Origin of the sequence: Streptomyces misionensis, assembly GCF_007896895.1 — a bacterium.
Classification (GTDB): domain Bacteria; phylum Actinomycetota; class Actinomycetes; order Streptomycetales; family Streptomycetaceae; genus Streptomyces; species Streptomyces misionensis_A.
Genome location: NZ_VOGW01000188.1, coordinates 1 through 17,889 on the forward strand (window position 1 = coordinate 1; position 17,889 = coordinate 17,889).

Here is a 17,889-nt window from a genome sequence, read left to right on the forward strand (position 1 = left end):
CACCGGACACGGTCCGGGTACGGCCGCGGCTGCCCGGCCCGTTCGAACGCGTCGAGGCGGTCAGGGCGCGCGGTGCCGAGCCGGACACCGGCGAGGTCACGGCCCGGCCGCCCGCCGCCACGGCCGCCACCGACCGGGACGCCCCGCGGCGGCCCGCCAAAGAGATCCACCACCACACGCGGCGCGAGCGGACCGTCGTCCGCACCGAACCGCACCTCGCCGGCTCCGCCTCGGCGAGGTGCGGTTCGGTGCGGACGACGGTCCGCTCGCGCCGCGTGTGGTGGTGGATCTCTTTGGCGGGCCGCCGCGGGGCGTCCCGGTCGGTGGCGGCCGTGGCGGCGGGCGGCCGGGCCGTGACCTCGCCGGTGTCCGGCTCGGCACCGCGCGCCCTGACCGCCTCGACGCGTTCGAACGGGCCGGGCAGCCGCGGCCGTACCCGGACCGTGTCCGGTGCGGTGGCGGCGTGCCGGGCGATCAGCCGGTCGAGGAAGTCGGGCGCCCGGGAGGCGTCGGTCACGGAGGGGTCAGACATCCGCACACAGCTCCAGGTAGTAGCGGCGGCGCAGCGGGCTCAGCGCCAGGATCTCCGGCTCGCTCCAGCCGTAGGCGGTGGCGAGCAGATGGACGTCGAGGAGCATGTCCCGTGCCCAGGCGTCGAGTTCGGTCCACAGGTAGGAGGCGATGTCCAGCTCGGCCCGGGTGGCGGCGGCGCACTCGGGGCAGCCGACGTCGAGCGTCACGTCGGCGCCGGGGTCGGCGGCCTCCACGGCCTCGGCGATCCGCCGCCGTACCGGCTCCGGGAGGGAGTCGGCGGTGCGGGGCGTCCCGTCGTGGGCGGCCGAGACCAGGCAGCGGGCGAGCAGCGCGGTGCGCGGGTCGGCGGCGCGGGCCGCGGCCGTGAGGTCGGCCGCGGCGGGCAGCCGGAAGGCGATGTCCCAGCCGTCCTCCGCCAGCCGCACGACCTGCCGCGCGGGCCGGTCGAGGGACCGGGCGAACTCCCCCGCGTCCAGCTCGAACTCCATGTCCGCGCCGCACGTGTGGCAGTCCAGCCGCACCTGCATCCGCTCCCCGAACAGGGCGCGGCGCAGGGCGAGCAGGTCGCCCTCGCGCTCGCCGAGCGGTACGGCGGGCAGGGCCGTGGCGTCGAGGTCCGGGCGCGCCGTACCGTGCAGCAGCAGGGCGCGCCCGGCGGGCGCCTCGGCGAGGCCCGCCTCCCAGGTGGCCAGCAGCGCGGCCGCCCCGGTGTTCGCCATCCGTTCCCTCCGGTTCCTCTCACCTCACCGCGCGTCGTCTCAGGCCGGGTTGAGGAAGGAGGGCTCCTCGGGCTCGGGCACCTCGTAGTCCCGTTCCCAGCCCTCGCATTCGAGCTTCAGCGACTGGATGGCCACCGCGTTGGCGTTGGCGTCGAGTTCGCCGAGGACCTGGTACTCGCTGGGCCAGGTCCGGTACAGCTTGTGCGAGACGGCGACCTGGCCGGCCTCGTTGAGGACCTGGATGACGATGTCCTTGCGGAAGTCCGCGAGGGAGACCTCCGCGCCCAGGCCCGCGCCGACCTGCCAGACCTTGTTGGCCCAGCGGTCGAACTCGGGGTCGTGGGTGACGCCGCGCTCCAGCGTGATCCCGTCGAACTCGGAACGCCCCGGAGACTTACGCGGGGAACTGGGGTCGCCGCCGTGGCGGTGCTTGACGACCTCGGTGGTGCGCTTGAGCGGGCTGATCTTGCTGATGCCGGCGACCGTGCGACCGTCCCACAGGACCAGGAACTTGAAGTTCTTGTAGGGGTCGAAACGACGGGCGTTGACGGTGAACTCTGCCATCGGATTCCTTCGGCTCTCCAGAATGCCCGCGGGACTACAGCTCGAACTGGCCGGACGTCTGCTGGATCTTCACGATCACGAACTCGGCGGGGCGCACCGGTGCGATGCCGACCAGGACGTTCACGATGCCGTTCGCGATGTCCTCGTCGGTGGTGGTGTCGCTGTCGCACTTGACGAAGTACGCCTCGCGCGGGGTGCCGCCCTTGAAGGCGCCCTGCCGGAAGAGGGTGTGCAGGTACGAGGAGGCGGCGAGCCGGATCTGCTGCCACAGGTTCTCGTCGTTGGGCTCGAACACCACCCATTGCAGGCCGCGTCGCAGGCTCTCCTCGACGTGCAGGGCGAGCCGCCGCACGGGTACGTACTTCCACTCGCCGTCCAGCGCGTCGGTGCCTTCCAGGGTGCGGGCGCCCCAGACGGTCGGGCCGGTCAGCGGAAAGGTCCGCAGGCAGTTGACGCCGAGCGGGTTGAGCAGTCCGGTCTCCCGGTCGGTCAGGTCGACGGTGAGGGAGTGCACGCCCGCGAGCCGTGCCTCGGTGCCGGCCGGCGCCTTCCACACGCCGCGTTCGGCGTCGGTGCGCGCGATGACGCCGGCGACCGCGCCGCAGGGCGGGAAGGCGCGCAGCCGTCCGGTGAGCGGGTCGGTGAGCTGGAGGTGCGGGAAGTACAGGCCGGCGTGGTTGCCGCGGACCGCGTCGAAGGCGGCGATGCCGGCGCGTGCCGTGTCGACGCCGACCCAGGTGGCGGGGGCGTCGACGAGCAGGAAGATCCGGCGCTCCTCGCACAGCCGCTGGGCGGTCGAGACGACCGTGACGGCGTCCTCGGTCCTCTCGTACGCGGCGAGTTCGGGCAGTGCGAGGAGGTTGACGTCGGCGACCTGGCGCAGCGCCTGGATGCCCGTCTTGGCGGCCTCGGAGCCGATCAGGTCGCGGGGGCCGGGTGCCGCGCCGTCCTCGCCGCCGGCCAGCGGAAAGACGGGCGGGTTGACGGAGGCCTCCAGGCCGAGGTCGTTGGCGCACTCGCCGACGAAGCGGACGACGTCCTCGGGGTCGGTGGAGCCCGCGACGACCTGGAGGCGGCGGCCGAGGACGGTGACCTCGGTGCCGGCGAAGGCGTGCTTGCCGGGTGCGTCGGGCAGGGCGCGCAGCTTGCGTTCGAGCAGCAGCGCCAGCTCGGCGACCGAGCACGGTGCCTCGCCGTCGCTGTCGGGGTCGTAGAGGGTGAACTCGCGCGCCACGTCGCCGATCTTGACGGTGAGGTCGACGGCGAGGTCGGGCAGCCGGTGGCCGAACGGCTTGGAGACGGTGCCGGACGGGTCGGGGCGGCCCTCGCCGACCGCCTCGACGCGGATCAGCCGGGAGCCGGCGTTGACGACGGTGGGGGCGTGGCGGCCACTGGCCGGGTCCATGGACAGGCCGGTGAAGCTCTCGCGGGCCGCGCCCCGGGCGTCGTGGACGCGCAGGTTGAAGGTGTCGTCGGGGCAGGAGGTGTCGTGGTCGACGGCCACGCGCAGGCCGTTGCCCCATACGCCGGGCTCCTTGGCGTGCACCTCCAGGACGTCGCTGTCGCTGTGTCCCTCGGTGGACTTCAGGGTGACGCAGGCGGCCTTTCCGCTGCCGGCCTTGGTGACACGGACGACGACGGCGACGGTGCCGCCGTTGCCGAAGAACTGGTGGACCGCGTAGCCGACCGCGCTGCGCGCGCCGAGGCCGCCGAAGCGGCGCTCGAACTCCGCGAAGCTGGTGACGCGCACCGGCTCGTTGAGCGGACCGCGCCGGGTGTGGCCGACGAAGGCGGTCACCGACGTGGTCAGGGTCGAGATGGTGCGGGTGCTGCTGGGAAGCTCTTCGACGTAGACGCCGGGATACGTCGGCTTGGCGGCGCTCACCGAGCTCATCGGCATTCCCCCTCCTGTCCCTGTCTCGGGCACCGGGCAAGGGCACCAAGAGGCAGGCGGCAAAGGGACAGGTGCCGGTCACGCGCGGCAGACGACCTCACGCAACCGGCCGGTCGACGCTGGACGTGCGCACGCATCAGTTTCCCCCGCCAGTTCCCGGTCGGCGGTCGGCCGACCGGGGCAAGCAATGCTTGTGACTCCTGATGCTCGTAGACGAATCCACCTTCGGGCATGGGGAGTTGGGGCAACAAGGCGCGTTCCAGCCACCCCAAAGAAAAGTTTTGTGAAGGTAAATGCCTGGCATTATCGCATTCCACCCGCATGTCATCGACAATAGAATCAAAAGATCTTCACAGGGAATGTCGGGGCAATATGAAGATCTTATTCCGACGCCGTTTTTGATCGCACGCGGGGGCACGGAATTCGATCTCCCGCATATTCCGTGGTGGCGGGTTCCGGCGTTCACCGGCAAGGCGAGGCGCCCGGCCGCGGACGTCGAGCAGATCCTCGCCGCCGGGCGCCCTCCCGTCACGCCCGGGCGCGCCGCCCCCACTGCCAGCAGGAGCGGATCAACGAGGTCGCAGGCGAGTTCGATGGCTGCTGCTGCCGTGGGTGAACGGAGCGCTCGCCTTCCGGCTGATGTCCGGCCGGGCGCGCTCGCTCCGGGCGACGTGGCGGGTGCCGCGGTGGTGGCGGTCTGCCGGCCGGCGTTCATCGTGTTCTTCGGCCTGACGACCGGCTGACAGCACGCCCGGCAGTTGCGCGCCACCGGGGAAGCGGCCATGGGCGAACACGGCCCGCGTTCCCTCGCGCAGGCCCCGCGACGTCGTCAACGCCACGTCATTCAGGGGGTGTTCACGCTTCTTCCAGAGCTTCCCCGAACTCGCGCAGCACCTTGCCGTGACGACTGCGGGCCAGTTCGTGCCCGACACCGATGGCGAGCGCGATCGGCCATTCGATGAGTTCGAACGCCGTCAGGACGCCGAGGCCCGCGAGGAAGGCGAGCTGGTCCCCGGGCGGCAGTTCGAGTCGCAGGTCGCCCATGCGGACGGTGATCGAATTGCCCGTGACGACGTGCTCGGCTGCGGCACGGGGCCCCTCGGGCCTGGTGGTCGAGACCGGCGCACCGGACGGCGCCGTCTCGGGGTCTGTCCTGCTTGCGTGGACGGTCATGGCTCATCCCGTTTCCTCGGCCGGTGCCGGGCATCCGCTCGACGTCCCCTTTCCACGCTAACGCGGACACGAGGCCGGGGCGCGGAGCCGCCCGCGATCTCCCCGGAGCCCGCCCTCGACCATCGAGGGCCCTTCCGGGATCTGACACACGCCCCGCCGCACCCCATCTCACCAGCGGAAAGGCGTCCCCGAGGGGTTGTCCTTCCGGCCTCGGGCTCACGGCCGCCGGTACGCCGAGGGGTCGACACCTGCCGCCGGCTCCCTGGCGAACGTCACGTACGCGGGGTGCTCGGCGTCGCCTACCTCCATGAGCGCGAAAAGATCAAGGTCATGGTTCGCGAACCTGTGGAGGTACTGGAGGAACAACTCCATCTCCTCGTCCGACAGCGGCTCGCCGTGCCTCTCGTCGCGCATGCGGTAACGATACGAGCCGAAAGACGCGACCGTGGCGCGTGACGCAGGCCGTTGATCCGGCCACCGGTCCGGCTCAGAAGAGCAGGACGACCTTGCCCGCGAGGCCGCCCGCCTCGAAGCGCTCGTGGGCCGCCCGCACCTCGGTGACCGGGTAGTGCGCCGCCACCCGCACCCGCAGCCGCCCGGCGTCGACCAGAGCCGCCAGTTCCGCCAGGTCCTTCCCGCTCTCCTGGACGTAGCTCTTGGCGGCACCGGGCACGTCCGGCAGCGGCTCGTCGGAGATCGAGACGTACCGCCCGCCGTCGGCGAGCGCACAGGACACGTCGACGCCCGCGGTGTCGAGCACCGCGTCGTACACCCCGCGGGGCAGCTCCGCGGCCGAGCACGCCACCTCGCAGGCGCCGAACTCCCGTACCTGCTCGATGTGTTCGGGGCGGGAGACCAGTCCGTCGACCGTCGCCCCGGCCCGCCGGGCCAGCTGGACCGCCAGTCCGCCCACCGCGCCCGCGGCCCCGGTGACCAGCAGGCGGGCGCGGTCCTGCAGGCGCAGCGCGGCGAGCGCCTGCACCGCCGTGGTCCCGGCGAGCGGCAGTGTCGCGGCCTCGGGCAGGGTGAGCGTCGCGGGGGCGTGGGCCAGCAGCCGCTCCGGCAGCCGGACCAGCTCGGCCCAGGTGCCCAGGCCGGTGGCCAGCTGCGCGGACATGGCGATCACCCGGTCGCCGGCCGCGAACCGCGCCGAGTCGCTCGCGACGACGACGCCGGCCAGGTCCCAGCCCAGGGTCGCCGGCAGCGCGGGGCCCACGTCCCAGGCCCGGGTCTTCCAGTCCACCGGATTGAGACTGCTCGCTACCGTCCGCACCAGCACCTCGCCTCCTCCCGGCGCCGGATCGGCGACCTCCCGTACGGTGAGCACCTCGGGACCGCCGTGGACATCGATCCGCACCGCTCGCATGACGACAACTCCTCGTGTTCGGGCCGGTTTTCCGGCCGCGGGGACCAGGCCGACCCCGCCTCGGAGCTCACGCTAAAGTCTGACACCGGTGTGAGAGTCAAGCCGAGGAGGCCGTCATGCGCATCGGCGAGATGGTGCGGCGCACCGGGGTCGGCGAGCGGCTGCTGCGCTACTACGAGGAGCAGGGCCTGCTGGCGCCCGCACGGCTGCCCAGCGGTTACCGCGTCTACGACGAACAGGACGTCGAGACGGTCCGCCGCATCCGCGCGCTGCTCGCCGCCGGGCTCACCACGGACACCATCGCGCGGGTGCTGCCGTGCGTCCGCGACGAGGGCGAACGGCTGGTGCCGGTCTGCGCGGACCTGGTCGCGGAGCTGCGTCGGGAGCGCGAGCGGATCACCCGCGCCATCGACGACCTCCAGGCGTCGCGCGGCATGCTGGACACCGTCATCGAGGCCGGTCCGCGGCCCGCGCCGGCGGCTGCCCCGGCGGCCCCCGCGAGCGGCCGGCCGGGCTGAACCGACGGCCGGGCCGAGCCGCCGCCGCCCCGGCTGCTCGCCCGCGCGATTCGATCCCGGACGATCACGGGCCGTACCCACCCCGGCCCGGACGACGAGCTGCGGGGGCGCCCGTGCCCGGCCGGCGGTCCATCGGCGAGGCGGAAAAGCTCGCGGAGGCGAAGCTCGGCGGCTTCTCCCTGCGCCGGGAGCAGAGGGCCGCCGTGGCCGACATCTGCCGTGCCGCGTCGGCCGTCCGCCGGCACCTGGAGAACTCGGTGCTGCGCGGCTCGGACCCGACCTGGACTCCTTCGTGGTGCCGCGGGTCGTCCGGGTGCGGGACGAGTCCGAGACCCGGCACGTGGCCGAGGAGGCGGGGTCTCCGAGGGCGGGCTGACCGGGGTGTCCCGGACGCTGGAGTCGCGGGGCCTGCGGCGGCGCACCGGCCGGCCCACCGACGGCCGGCTCGTCCGGCCCTCATCGAGGAGGGCGAGGACTTTCGCGGACATCACGCCGGCCGGGAACGTCCCGCGGGTGCGCTCCGACTTCGTCGACGGCATCAAGAAACTGCCGGTGGAGGTCATTGCGGCCTGAGTTCCAGCAGGTCGCAGCCGAGCCGGTGCAGGGCGCGGGCGATGCCCGGCCGGGTGCCGAGCCGGGGCGTGCGGGCCACGTCGTTGACGACGCTCACGACGGCCTGCACCCGCACGCGGGCCTCGGCCGCCGCCATGGCCGGGTGGACCGCGCCCAGCAGCTCCAGCCACTCCGCGAGGTAGTCGCGCTGGAACTGGTGGGTGCGTCGCCGGTCCGCCTCCTGGAGGTGCTCGGTCTCGGTGGCGATCAGCGTCACCAGGTGCCGGGAGGCGAGCGCGTTGCGGGTGTAGCGCCACACCAGCCGGCGCAGCGCCTGCGCGTGGTCCTCGGCCGAGGCCAGCACCTCCGCCAGGTCCAGCCACAGGCGTTCCACGCAGCGGTGCACCGCCGTGGCGAGGATCTCGTGCTTGCTGGCGAAGTGGTGGTAGATGCTCTGCCCGGCGATCCCGACGGCCGCGCCGGTCTCCTCCAGGCTGACCGAGGCGTAGCCGCGCTCGGCGAACAGCTCGGTCGCCGCGGCGAGCAGTGCCTCGCGGCGCGAACGGTGGGCCAACCGCGCCCGCGCCGCGGGCACGCGGGGCTCGCCGATGGCGGGCAGGTCCGCGGTGGCGACGCGGTGCATGAGGCGCGCGACGAGTTCCGGGCCCTCGGGCGCCGGGAGGTCCACGTGCTGGTAGGCGAGGCTGGCCGCCACGCCGAGGGTGCTCCAGGACAGCAGCTCCGCGTGGCCCGGGTCCAGTCCCGGCCGGCCCGCGGTCAGCCGGTCGTCGAGCGCGTGCCGGGCCGCGTGCAGCCGGCGGGCGAGCTGGGCGTGCTGCTCGGCGGGCAGGTGCCGGGCCTCGCGCTGCCACAGCACGCCCAGCTCCCGCCGGGCCAGCGCGGTCGCGGCGAACTCCCTTGTCAGTACGTCGAGTTCGCCGGCGTTCGGAGCGTGCAGACCGGCCAGGCAGGAATCGAGCGCCTCGGCGACGACGGCGTGCAGCAGCTCCTGCTTGCCGCGGAAGTGCCGGTACAGGGCGGAGGGGCCGATGCCCACGGCCGCCGCGATGTCGCTCATCGCCACGTGGGCGTAGCCGTGGCGGGAGAACAGCTCGCGCGCCGCGGTGATGATCAGCTCCCGTCGGTTGCGCGGACGCGTCCGGGCGAGCGGGACGCCCGCCGCCTTCGGCCCGACCCGCGCCGCCGTCTCCGTCCCGGTCCTCACCGTGTCCTCCCGAGCCCGTGTCCCGTCTGGTCCCGGACAGTCTCCCCAGGGCCTCTCGTGCGGATCAGGCCGGGCTCGCGGGGCCCGGGCGGGCGCATCTGCCGCGTTGCCGTCGGTCGCCGATGCTCCGCATCGGCTCCCTCCTCCGCCTCACGTCCGCACGCACCAGGACTCGCTCCCTGATCCGGCCCGATCCGAACGAAAGACCCTAACCGAGCTCGAGCGAACGCCCGATGATCTCCTTCATGATCTCGGTCGTGCCCGCGTAGATCCGGCTGACCCGGCTGTCCTGCCAGGCACGGGCGATCGGGTACTCCAGCATGTAACCGTACCCTCCGTGCAACTGGACGCAGGCGTCCATGACCCGGCCCTGGAGCTCGGTGCACCACCACTTGGCCTTGGCCGCGTCCACCACCGTCAACTCGCCCGAGTTGAGGGCCAGTACGCAGCGGTCCAGGTAGTGCTGGGCCACCTCGATCTCGGTGGACAGCTCGGCGAGCCGGTGCCGGATCACCTGAAGGGAGCCGATCGGCTTGCCGAAGGCCTTGCGCTCGCGGACGTACTCCACGGTCCAGTCGAAGGCGGCCGACGCCTGCGCCAGACCGGCGATGGCGACCGACATCCGCTCCTGCGCGAGGTTCCGCGTCAGCGCGAAGAAGCCCTCGCCCTCCGCGCCGAGCAGGTTGGCCGCCGGCACCCGGGCGCCGTCGAAGACGAGCTCGGCGGTGTCCTGGGCGTGCAGACCGACCTTCTCCAGCTTGCGGCCGCGCTCGAATCCCGGGGTGCCGCGCTCCACCACGATCAGGCTGAGCCCGCGGTGCGGGTGCTCGCCGGTGCGTACGGCGACGACGACCAGGTCGGCGTTGATGCCGTTGGTGATGAACGTCTTGGCGCCGTCGATGACGTAGTGGTCGCCGTCGCGGACGGCCTTGGTGCGGATGCCGGACAGGTCGGAGCCGGTGCCGGGCTCGGTCATGGCGACCGCCGTGATCAGCTCGCCGGAGGCGATGCCGGGCAGCCAGCGGGCCTTCTGCTCGTCGTCCGTCTGGTCCAGGAAGTAGGGCAGGCAGACGTCCGCGTGCAGGGTGGGTCCGAGGATCGCCGGGATGGCCGCCGCCCGGGCGCCCTCCTCGTGCAGGATCGTGTTGTAGCGGAAGTCGTGGATCCCCCCGCCGCCGAACTCCTCGGGCACGGCGATGCCGAGCGCACCGAGCGCGCCGAGGCCGGTGAACAGCTCACGGGGCACGATGCCCGCCTTGTCCCAGTCCGCGTAGTGCGGCACCACGTGCTTGGCGATGAAGGCCCGCACGCTCTCCCGGTAGTCCTCGTGCTCGGCTTCGAAAAGGGTTCGCTTCATGATCAGCTTTCTCAGAGACGTCGAGATCCGGGGTGCTGCCGCCGTATGGCCGAATGCGACAGCGGAGACTACTCGGGATTCACTTGTCGCGGAAGTGGTGAAGTGACGGCGGGTGAGGCCTGATTGGCGGGCACCGCGCACCCGGTCGCACACTGATCGCGATTCACAAGAGACGGCCATCGCTGTGCCCCTGGTCACACCCCCCGCGCCTTCTGCGCTTTACTAGGACGTCCTAGTATTTCTCTGATCCGCGTCCCGTCGACCTGTCTGGGAAGGCCCCCGATGAGCGATCTGCACCAACCCGTGCACCCCGTCCGCCTCGTCACCGCATCGGCTCTGTTCGACGGGCACGACGCGTCGATCAACATCATGCGGCGGATCTTCCAGTCCCAGGGCGCCGAAGTGATCCACCTCGGGCACAACCGCTCGGTGCAGGAGGTCGTGAACGCGGCGCTGGAGGAGGACGCGCACGGCGTGGCCGTCTCCTCCTACCAGGGCGGCCACGTGGAGTACTTCGAGTACCTGGTCGAATCGCTGCGCGAGCGGGGCGCGGAGCACATCCGCGTGGTGGGCGGCGGGGGCGGCGTGATCGTGCCCGAGGAGATCGCCCGGCTGCGCGGCAGCGGGGTGACCATCTTCTCCCCCGAGGACGGGCAGCGGATGGGCCTCACCGGGATGATCAACTCGGTGGTGCGCGACTGCGACTTCGATCTGTGGGAGGGCAAGCCGGCCGATGCCGCGGCCGTGCTGGCCGGCGACCGGTTCGCGATCGCCCGCGCCATCACGGGCGCGGAACTCGGCGCGCTGCCTCCGGAGTTCCTGGAGCGGCTGCGGTCCGCGGCGGCGTCCCGGGTGGTGCCGGTGCTCGGCATCACCGGCACCGGCGGCTCCGGCAAGTCCTCGCTGACCGACGAGCTGGTGCGCCGCTTCCGGGTGGACCAGCAGGACAAGCTGCGCATCGCGGTGATCGCGGTCGACCCGACCCGCCGGCGCGGCGGCGGCGCGCTGCTCGGCGACCGGATCAGGATGAACTCCCTGGACGGCAACCGGGTGTTCTTCCGCAGCCTGGCCACGCGCGGCAGCCATGAGCTGCCGGAGCACCTCTCGGAGGTGATCGACGTGGTCAAGGCCGCCGGGTTCGACCTGGTGATCGTGGAGACGCCGGGCATCGGCCAGGGCGACGCGGCGATCGTGCCGTTCGTCGACACCTCGCTGTACGTGATGACGCCGGAGTTCGGCGCCGCCTCCCAGCTGGAGAAGATCGACATGCTCGACTTCGCCGACGTGGTCGCGGTCAACAAGTTCGAGCGGCGCGGCGCCAAGGACGCGCTGCGCGACGTGAGCCGCCAACTGGTGCGCAACCGCGAGGCGTTCGACAAGAAGCCCGAGGACATGCCGGTGTACGGCACCTCGGCCGCGACGTTCAACGACGACGGGGTCACCGCGCTCTTCCAGCATCTGAAGGCGGCCCTGGGCGAGAAGGGGCTGTCCCTGGACGAGGGCACCCTGGCGCCCGTCGACGTGCGGCACTCCTCCGGCATCCGCCAGGTGGTGCCCGCGGACCGGGTGCGCTACCTGGCCGAGATCACCGAGACGGTCCGCGCCTACCACGCCCGGACGGAGGAGCTCGCCGAGGCGGCCCGCCGGGTGCAGCGGCTGGACGCGGTCAGGGGCGAACTCGCCGCGGCCGGCTCGGACGCCGGCAATGTGGAAGCGCTGCTCAAGGACGCGGTCAAGCGGCTCCCGCACGAGGTCACCGAGCAGATCGAGAACTGGCCCGCGGTCGTGGCCTCGTACTCCGGCGACGAGCAGGTCGTGAAGATCCGCGACCGGGAGATCCACACCAAGCTGACCCGCGAGTCCCTCTCCGGCAACAAGATCCCCCGGGTGGCGCTGCCCCGCTTCACCGACCACGGCGAGCTGGTGCGGTTCTGGCGGCGGGAGAACCTGCCCGGCCACTTCCCGTTCACCGCCGGTGTGTTCCCCTTCAAGCGGGACGGCGAGGACCCGGCGCGGATGTTCGCCGGCGAGGGCGACCCGTTCCGCACCAACCGGCGCTTCAAGCTGCTCTCGGAGGGCCAGCCGGCCACCCGGCTGTCCACCGCCTTCGACTCGGTCACCCTCTACGGCCGCGACCCCGACGAGCGCCCCGACATCTACGGCAAGGTCGGCACCTCCGGCGTCTCGGTCGCGCACCTGGACGACATGAAGGCGCTGTACGACGGCTTCGACCTGATCGCGCCGACCACCTCCGTCTCCATGACGATCAACGGCCCGGCCCCCACCGTGCTGGCGTTCTTCCTGAACACCGCGATCGACCAGCAGATCGAGCGGTTCCGCGAGGCCGAGGGCCGCGAGCCGTCGGCGCAGGAGGCGGCCGAGCTACGCGCGCACGCGCTGGCGAACGTGCGGGGCACGGTGCAGGCCGACATCCTCAAGGAGGACCAGGGCCAGAACACCTGCCTGTTCTCCACCGAGTTCTCGCTGCGCATGATGGCCGACATCCAGGAGTGGTTCATCGCCCACAAGGTCCGCAACTTCTACTCGGTGTCCATCTCCGGTTACCACATCGCCGAGGCGGGCGCGAACCCGATCAGCCAGCTGGCCTTCACCCTGGCCAACGGCTTCACCTACGTCGAGGCCTACCTGGCGCGCGGCATGGACGTGGACGACTTCGCCCCGAACCTGTCGTTCTTCTTCTCCAACGGCATGGACCCCGAGTACTCGGTGCTCGGCCGGGTCGCCCGCCGTATCTGGGCGGTCGCGATGAAGGAGAAGTACGGCGCCAACGAACGTTCCCAGAAGCTCAAGTACCACGTCCAGACCTCGGGCCGCTCGCTGCACGCCCAGGAGATGGACTTCAACGACATCCGCACCACGTTGCAGGCGCTCATCGCCATCTACGACAACTGCAACAGCCTGCACACCAACGCCTACGACGAGGCGGTCACCACCCCCACCGAGGAGTCCGTCCGCCGGGCGCTGGCCATCCAGCTGATCATCAACCGGGAGTGGGGCCTGGCGATGAACGAGAACCCGCTCCAGGGGTCGTTCATCATCGACGAGCTGACCGACCTGGTCGAGGAGGCGGTGCTCCGGGAGTTCGAGCGGATCAGCGAGCGCGGGGGCGTGCTCGGCGCCATGGAGACCGGCTACCAGCGCGGCCGCATCCAGGACGAGTCGATGCTCTACGAGCAGCGCAAGCACGACGGCACGCTGCCCATCATCGGCGTCAACACCTTCCGCAACCCGCACGCGGACGACGCCGAGCCCGGCGCCATCGAGCTGGCCCGCGCCACCGAGGAGGAGAAGCGCTCCCAGCTGACCCGGGTGCGCGACTTCCAGGGCCACCACCGGCAGGAGGCGCACGCCGCCCTGGCCGCGCTCAAGGCGGCGGCGGTCGACGGCGACAACGTCTTCGCCGTGCTGATGGACGCGGCGCGCGTCTGCACGCTCCAGCAGATCACCGAGGCGTTCTTCGAGGTGGGCGGCCAGTACCGGCGCAACGTCTGACGCCTGACAGCGCGGAGGGGGGAGCGGGCCGGCCCGCTCCCCCCTCCGCGCTGTCAGGCCTCGTAGGCCAGCAGCGTCATCATGCCCGCCTCGCCGTGGTAGGCGTTGTGGCAGTGCAGCATCCAGCGGCCGGGGTTGTCCGCGTCGAAGTACACCGACACGGTGCGCCCGGGCAGCACGATGGTGGTGTCCTTGCGGGGGCCGCCGGTGCCGAGCTGGTAGGTGTGGCCGTGCAGATGCATCGGGTGCCACATGTCCGTCTTGTTGACGAAGTCCAGCCGGACCCGCTGGCCCTGCTCGACCGTGAGCGGGTGGGCGGCGGGGTTCTTCATGTCGTACCGCCTGCCGTTGATGCCCCAGTCGTACTTGGCCATGCCGCCGGTGAGTTCGACGCGGTGGACGCGGTCGGCCTTCTTCGAGTCCAGGCGGACCTCGTCGGCCGCCGTCAGCCGGGCGGCGTTCATGATCATGCCGGTCAGTTCCGCCGGGCGGACGGTGGGCTTGGGCGCGGCCCCGGAACCGGTGCGCACCAGCGCCATGCCGCTCGCGTTCTTGCCCTCGGCGAGGGCGACGAGCGGGAAGACGCCGTCGCCGAGCGTGACCAGGACGTCGTACCGCTCCCCCATGCCCACCAGCAGGGCGTCCACCTGCTGGTGGGCGACCGGGTAGCCGTCGGTGTGGGTGATGGTCAGCCTGTGCCCGCCGAGCGCGACGCGGTACGCCGTGTCGCCGCCCGCGTTGACGATGCGCAGTCGGACCCGCTTGCCGGGCTTGCCGGTGTAGACGTCGGGGTCGGCCGGGACCCGGCCGTTGACCAGGTGGTACGGGTACTTGACGTCCCCGGCGTCGCCGCCGAGCAGCTCGCTGCGCGCGCCCATGAGCATGAACTTCATCGACATGCCGTCGGAGCCGCCCCCGTCCGAGGTACCGCTCATGGCCATGTCGCCCATGTCCATCCCGCCCATGTCACCCATGTCCCCCATGTCGTGGCCGGAGGAGCCGCCGTGGCCGGAGCCGCCCGTGTGCATGCCGCCCATGCCCCGGCTCAGTTCGGCGAGGACCTCGTCGGGGGTGCCGGTGACACCGTCGACCCAGTCGTCCAGGACGACCACCCACTCGTCGTCGTAGGACAGCGGTTCCTTCGGGTCCTCGACGATCAGCGGGGCGTGCAGTCCCCGGTCGAGCTGGACGCCGACGTGCGGGTGGAAGAAGTAGGTGCCGGGGGTGTCGGCGACGAAGCGGTAGGTGAAGTTGCGCCCGGCCCGGACGGCGGCCTGGGTGACCGGGGGCACGCCGTCCATGTCGGCGCGCAGGGCGAGGCCGTGCCAGTGGACGGAGGTGGTGGTGCCGCCCGGCAGCTGGTTGGACAGTTCGGCGGCGAGGGTGTCGCCGGCCGTGATCCGCAGCTCCTTGCCGGGGGTGTGGCCGCCGTAGGCCCAGCTCTTCGCCGTCACCTTGCCGCCGAGGTCGAGCACGGCCGGTGCGGCGGTCAGGGTGACGTCGCGCACCGTGCCGGTGGCCTTGCGCCCGCGTTCGGTGGTGGCGACCACCTTGCTGTCGGGGTTCACCAGGGCCGGGGTGCCGCCGGAGCCGCTGCCGCACGCGGCGAGCGCGCCGCCTCCCGCGACGGCGAGCCCGGCCAGCAGGGCGGAACGACGGTTGATGCTGTTCATGTGGATGCCTTCTCTCGGTCTGCCGTCGGTCTGGCGCGTGCGGCATCCGCTCCGGGAGGGGAGCGGGCCGCCCGGGGCGGCCTAGATCAGCAACCGGGAGAGGACGGAGAGGTCGGGCGGCGCGCGGTGCGGATGGCCCGGCAGGCCGAGTCCGGCGAGCACGCCCCGCGCGGGGGCGCCCGGGACGGCGTGGGGGGCGACGGCCGGGGGCGCGAGCAGCTGCGGTGTGCCGACGGCGCCGGAGGTGCAGTGCTGCATTCCGGCGCCGGAACAGGGCCCGTCGGCGTCGTGCCCCAGACCGGAGGTCACGGCCGGGGCGGACGCGCCGTGCCGGACCGTGCCACGCCCGGTCGCGGTGGCCTCGGGCGCGCCGTGCCCGGTCATGGCGTGTCCGGCCATGGGTGCGCCGGCACCGGTGTGTCCGGACCCGTCGGCCGCCTGGGCGGTTCCGCCGTGCGGCGCGGTGCGGGCCATCGGGGGCATCGCGCTCATGACGGCGGTGGCGGGCATGGCCGGGGCGGTGCCCATGTCGTGGTGGACCAGGACGGCGAGCGCGGCGAGCAGCGTCAGCACGGCGGCCCAGGCGCGGCGCGGTACGCCGCCCCCGGTGATGGTCCGCTGACAGGTCACGGCCGCCCTCTCCTTCCCGCATCCGCTGGGTCCGCCAGGGGGCTCACTATACCCCGGAGGGGTACGGCACCCGTACGGCCCCGACCCGCGGGCGATCAGATGACTTAGTACCCCTGGGGGGTATATCGTTCAGGTGTCGGGAGGGCCGGTGCACCGCCCCTCCCACGGACCGAACCATGCTCTCACCCGAGGAAGTAGCCATGACCGAACAGACGAACTCCGGCTCCTGCTGCGGCTCCTGCGGTACCGGGACGGCGACCGACGTCCAGGTCCACGGCAGCGGTGTCACCACCGTGTACAAGGTCTCCGGCATGACCTGCGGCCACTGCGAGTCCGCCATCTCCAAGGAGATCTCCGTCCTGGACGGCGTCACCGCGGTCACGGCCGTCGCCGACAAGGGCGAGGTGACGGTCACCTCCGCCGCCCCGCTCGACGAGGAAGCCGTCCGCGCCGCCGTGGACGAGGCCGGCTACGAGCTCGTCGGCACCGTCTGAGACCGCGCGGCGCCGGGCGCCGCGCTTCCGGGCGAAAACCCCTCCACCCCCTCGGGGACGGAGGGGTTTTCGCCTTTCCGGGGCCTTCCAACTGCCCTACCGAATACGCGAGTCCACTCTCTTACATACCCCCGGTGGGTATGCTACGGTGCACCGCACAGGTACCCCCCAGGGGTATACGTAAGAAGGGTGGAGTCATGTCAGCCGTCAATCCCAGGCGCTGGTGGGCACTGGTCGTGCTCGCCGCCGCGCAGTTCATGGTCATCATGGACACGTCGATCATCGGGGTGGCGCTTCCCGAGATGCAGAAGGACCTCGGCTTCTCGCAGGGCGAGCTGCAGTGGGTCTTCAACGCGTACGTCATCGCGTTCGGCGGTCTGCTGCTGCTCGGCGGCCGCCTGTCCGACCTGCTCGGCGCCCGCAAGGTGTTCGTCACCGGCTGGACGGTGCTGATCGCGGGCTCGGTCGTGGCCGCCGCGGCGCAGAGCGCGTCCGTGGAGGTCGTCGGCCGCGCGGTCCAGGGCGTGGGCGGCGCGCTGATCGCGCCCTCGGCCATGACCCTGCTGATGATGCTGTTCGCCCACGACCCCAAGGAACTGGGCAAGGCCATGGCGCTCTACGGCGCCGCGGCACCCGCGGGCGGCACCGCCGGCGTCTTCATGGGCGGTGTGTTCACCCAGTGGCTGAGCTGGCCGTGGGTGTTCATCATCTACATCCCGATCGGTCTCGCCACGCTCGCGGCCGCCAAGCTGCTGCCCGCCGTCGGCGGCCGGCGCGGCGGGGTGGACGTGCTCGGCGCCGTCTCCGTCACGGCCGGTCTGGCGCTCGCCGTGTTCGCCGTCGTCCGCGCCCCGGAGGTCGGCTGGTCCTCGACCGGCACCGTGCTGGAGCTGGTCGGCGCCGTCGCGCTGCTCGCCCTGTTCTTCGTGATCCAGAAGACGGTGCGCGAGCCGCTGATGCCGCTCGGCATCTGGCGGGTGCCGCGCCTGGGTTCGGCGAACCTGGCGATGGCGCTGCTCGGCGCCGCGTGGATCCCGATGTGGTACTTCCTCAACCTGTACCTCCAGCAGGTCCTGGGCTACGGGGCGTTCGCCTCCGGTGCCGCGCTGCTGCCGATGACCGTGCTGCTCATGATCTTCATGACGGCGATCACCGCGCGGCTGATGGCCAAGTTCGGGGCCAAGCCGTTGATCGGCGGCGGTCTGCTGGTCCTCGCCGCGGGTCTGGTCTGGCTGTCCCAGGTCCAGCCGACGGGCACCTTCGTGGTCGACGTCCTGCCCGCGTCGCTGGTCGCCGCCCTCGGCATGTCGCTCGCCTACATCCCGGCGATGATGGCCGCGATGTCCGGGGCGCCGCAGGAGCAGGCGGGTCTGGCCTCCGGCATCGTGAACACCACGTACCAGGTGGGCTCCGCGCTCGGGCTCGCGGCGCTGACCGCCGTGGCCACCTCCGCGGGCGCCGGCAAGCTCGGCGACCTCCCCGCCCTCACCGACGGCTTCAGCGCGGCCTTCGTGTGGGCCGCGGCGATCGCCGCCGCGGGCGGACTGATCACCCTCCTGTCCATGCGCGGCGAGAAGGCGGCCGCGGCACAGGCCGGCGCGCAGGAGGCGACCGGCGAACGGGCCGCTGCCTGACGGGCATCCATCCGGCGGACCGGCACGGCGGACGCCGCCGGGA

At 72.2% G+C, this 17,889-nt stretch carries 15 protein-coding genes and 2 pseudogenes; 6 read left to right on the forward strand and 11 right to left on the reverse strand.

The genetic code is table 11. The features are described from left to right. The 4 genes and pseudogenes from FRZ03_RS33665 to FRZ03_RS33680 form a co-directional block, all read right to left on the reverse strand. Positions 1-532, reverse strand: a pseudogene (locus tag FRZ03_RS33665) (hypothetical protein); the annotation flags it as partial. Further along, complete coding sequence (locus tag FRZ03_RS33670; RefSeq protein WP_146468863.1) at positions 525-1,253, reverse strand: T4 family baseplate hub assembly chaperone; 729 nt, start codon at positions 1,251-1,253, stop codon at positions 525-527. The gene FRZ03_RS33670 and the pseudogene FRZ03_RS33665, both read right to left, overlap by 8 nt. Before the next feature lie 39 nt (positions 1,254-1,292). Then, the gene (locus tag FRZ03_RS33675; RefSeq protein WP_146468864.1) at positions 1,293-1,817 is read right to left on the reverse strand and encodes a phage tail protein; all 525 of its coding nucleotides are present in this window, start codon (positions 1,815-1,817) and stop codon (positions 1,293-1,295) included. 34 nt (positions 1,818-1,851) lie between these two features. Then, entirely contained in the window at positions 1,852-3,717 is a 1,866-nt protein-coding gene (locus FRZ03_RS33680) for a phage tail sheath family protein (RefSeq protein ID WP_146468865.1), read from the reverse strand. Positions 3,718-4,004: 287 nt separating this feature from the next. On the opposite strand from FRZ03_RS33680, the gene FRZ03_RS33685 reads away from it, so the two are divergent. Further along, a complete protein-coding gene (locus FRZ03_RS33685) occupies positions 4,005-4,454 on the forward strand; it encodes a hypothetical protein (RefSeq protein WP_146468866.1) in 450 nt (149 codons plus the stop codon). A 112-nt stretch (positions 4,455-4,566) separates the two neighbouring features. On the opposite strand, the gene FRZ03_RS33690 is transcribed toward FRZ03_RS33685, so the two are convergent. From FRZ03_RS33690 to FRZ03_RS33700, 3 genes are all read right to left on the reverse strand, one after another. Then, positions 4,567-4,884: a hypothetical protein gene (locus FRZ03_RS33690; RefSeq protein ID WP_186785769.1), complete on the reverse strand. Its 318-nt coding sequence runs from the start codon at positions 4,882-4,884 to the stop codon at positions 4,567-4,569. 216 nt (positions 4,885-5,100) lie between these two features. Next, positions 5,101-5,298 (reverse strand): hypothetical protein, encoded by a 198-nt coding sequence (locus tag FRZ03_RS33695; RefSeq protein ID WP_146468867.1) that lies wholly within the window; start codon positions 5,296-5,298, stop codon positions 5,101-5,103. A gap of 73 nt (positions 5,299-5,371) precedes the next feature. After that, on the reverse strand, positions 5,372-6,250 hold the full coding sequence (locus FRZ03_RS33700) for an NADP-dependent oxidoreductase (protein ID WP_146468868.1): 879 nt from the start codon (positions 6,248-6,250) through the stop codon (positions 5,372-5,374). Positions 6,251-6,366: 116 nt separating this feature from the next. Between FRZ03_RS33700 and FRZ03_RS33705 the strand changes: the two genes are divergently transcribed. Both FRZ03_RS33705 and FRZ03_RS40790 read left to right on the forward strand, forming a co-directional pair. Beyond that, entirely contained in the window at positions 6,367-6,768 is a 402-nt protein-coding gene (locus FRZ03_RS33705; RefSeq protein WP_146468869.1) for a MerR family transcriptional regulator, read from the forward strand. Positions 6,769-6,881: 113 nt separating this feature from the next. Next, positions 6,882-7,218, forward strand: a pseudogene (locus FRZ03_RS40790) (MarR family winged helix-turn-helix transcriptional regulator); the annotation flags it as partial. A gap of 109 nt (positions 7,219-7,327) precedes the next feature. On the opposite strand, the gene FRZ03_RS33715 reads toward FRZ03_RS40790, so the two are convergent. Together FRZ03_RS33715 and FRZ03_RS33720 are read right to left on the reverse strand one after the other, a co-directional pair. Continuing rightward, positions 7,328-8,545 (reverse strand): TetR/AcrR family transcriptional regulator, encoded by a 1,218-nt coding sequence (locus FRZ03_RS33715; RefSeq protein WP_146468870.1) that lies wholly within the window; start codon positions 8,543-8,545, stop codon positions 7,328-7,330. A gap of 208 nt (positions 8,546-8,753) precedes the next feature. Beyond that, complete coding sequence (locus FRZ03_RS33720) at positions 8,754-9,902, reverse strand: acyl-CoA dehydrogenase family protein (protein WP_146468871.1); 1,149 nt, start codon at positions 9,900-9,902, stop codon at positions 8,754-8,756. Between the two features lie 282 nt (positions 9,903-10,184). Between FRZ03_RS33720 and icmF the strand changes: the two genes are divergently transcribed. After that, on the forward strand, positions 10,185-13,415 hold the full coding sequence (gene icmF, locus FRZ03_RS33725; protein ID WP_146468872.1) for a fused isobutyryl-CoA mutase/GTPase IcmF: 3,231 nt from the start codon (positions 10,185-10,187) through the stop codon (positions 13,413-13,415). 53 nt (positions 13,416-13,468) lie between these two features. Here the strand turns inward: icmF and FRZ03_RS33730 are convergent, their stop codons facing one another. Further along, positions 13,469-15,088, reverse strand: a complete 1,620-nt coding sequence (locus FRZ03_RS33730) for a multicopper oxidase family protein (RefSeq protein WP_146468873.1) — start codon at positions 15,086-15,088, stop codon at positions 13,469-13,471. A gap of 81 nt (positions 15,089-15,169) precedes the next feature. Then, positions 15,170-15,718 carry a hypothetical protein gene (locus tag FRZ03_RS33735; protein WP_146468874.1) on the reverse strand — a complete coding sequence of 183 codons (549 nt, stop codon included), beginning with the start codon at positions 15,716-15,718 and terminating at the stop codon, positions 15,170-15,172. A 200-nt stretch (positions 15,719-15,918) separates the two neighbouring features. Between FRZ03_RS33735 and FRZ03_RS33740 the strand changes: the two genes are divergently transcribed. After that, positions 15,919-16,212 carry a heavy-metal-associated domain-containing protein gene (locus FRZ03_RS33740; RefSeq protein ID WP_146468875.1) on the forward strand — a complete coding sequence of 98 codons (294 nt, stop codon included), beginning with the start codon at positions 15,919-15,921 and terminating at the stop codon, positions 16,210-16,212. A gap of 197 nt (positions 16,213-16,409) precedes the next feature. Beyond that, entirely contained in the window at positions 16,410-17,846 is a 1,437-nt protein-coding gene (locus tag FRZ03_RS33745; RefSeq protein WP_146468876.1) for an MFS transporter, read from the forward strand. Positions 17,847-17,889 lie beyond the last annotated feature (43 nt).

Bases quoted from the DNA above. Each gene is read 5' to 3' on its own strand.
- FRZ03_RS33670 (WP_146468863.1), bottom strand. From the start codon at position 1,253: ATGGCGAACACCGGGGCGGCCGCGCTGCTGGCCACCTGGGAGGCGGGC.
- FRZ03_RS33675 (WP_146468864.1), bottom strand. From the start codon at position 1,817: ATGGCAGAGTTCACCGTCAACGCCCGTCGTTTCGACCCCTACAAGAAC.
- FRZ03_RS33680 (WP_146468865.1), bottom strand. From the start codon at position 3,717: ATGCCGATGAGCTCGGTGAGCGCCGCCAAGCCGACGTATCCCGGCGTC.
- FRZ03_RS33685 (WP_146468866.1), top strand. From the start codon at position 4,005: ATGCCTGGCATTATCGCATTCCACCCGCATGTCATCGACAATAGAATC.
- FRZ03_RS33690 (WP_186785769.1), bottom strand. From the start codon at position 4,884: ATGACCGTCCACGCAAGCAGGACAGACCCCGAGACGGCGCCGTCCGGT.
- FRZ03_RS33695 (WP_146468867.1), bottom strand. From the start codon at position 5,298: ATGCGCGACGAGAGGCACGGCGAGCCGCTGTCGGACGAGGAGATGGAG.
- FRZ03_RS33700 (WP_146468868.1), bottom strand. From the start codon at position 6,250: ATGCGAGCGGTGCGGATCGATGTCCACGGCGGTCCCGAGGTGCTCACC.
- FRZ03_RS33705 (WP_146468869.1), top strand. From the start codon at position 6,367: ATGCGCATCGGCGAGATGGTGCGGCGCACCGGGGTCGGCGAGCGGCTG.
- FRZ03_RS33720 (WP_146468871.1), bottom strand. From the start codon at position 9,902: ATGAAGCGAACCCTTTTCGAAGCCGAGCACGAGGACTACCGGGAGAGC.
- icmF (WP_146468872.1), top strand. From the start codon at position 10,185: ATGAGCGATCTGCACCAACCCGTGCACCCCGTCCGCCTCGTCACCGCA.
- FRZ03_RS33730 (WP_146468873.1), bottom strand. From the start codon at position 15,088: ATGAACAGCATCAACCGTCGTTCCGCCCTGCTGGCCGGGCTCGCCGTC.
- FRZ03_RS33740 (WP_146468875.1), top strand. From the start codon at position 15,919: ATGACCGAACAGACGAACTCCGGCTCCTGCTGCGGCTCCTGCGGTACC.
- FRZ03_RS33745 (WP_146468876.1), top strand. From the start codon at position 16,410: ATGTCAGCCGTCAATCCCAGGCGCTGGTGGGCACTGGTCGTGCTCGCC.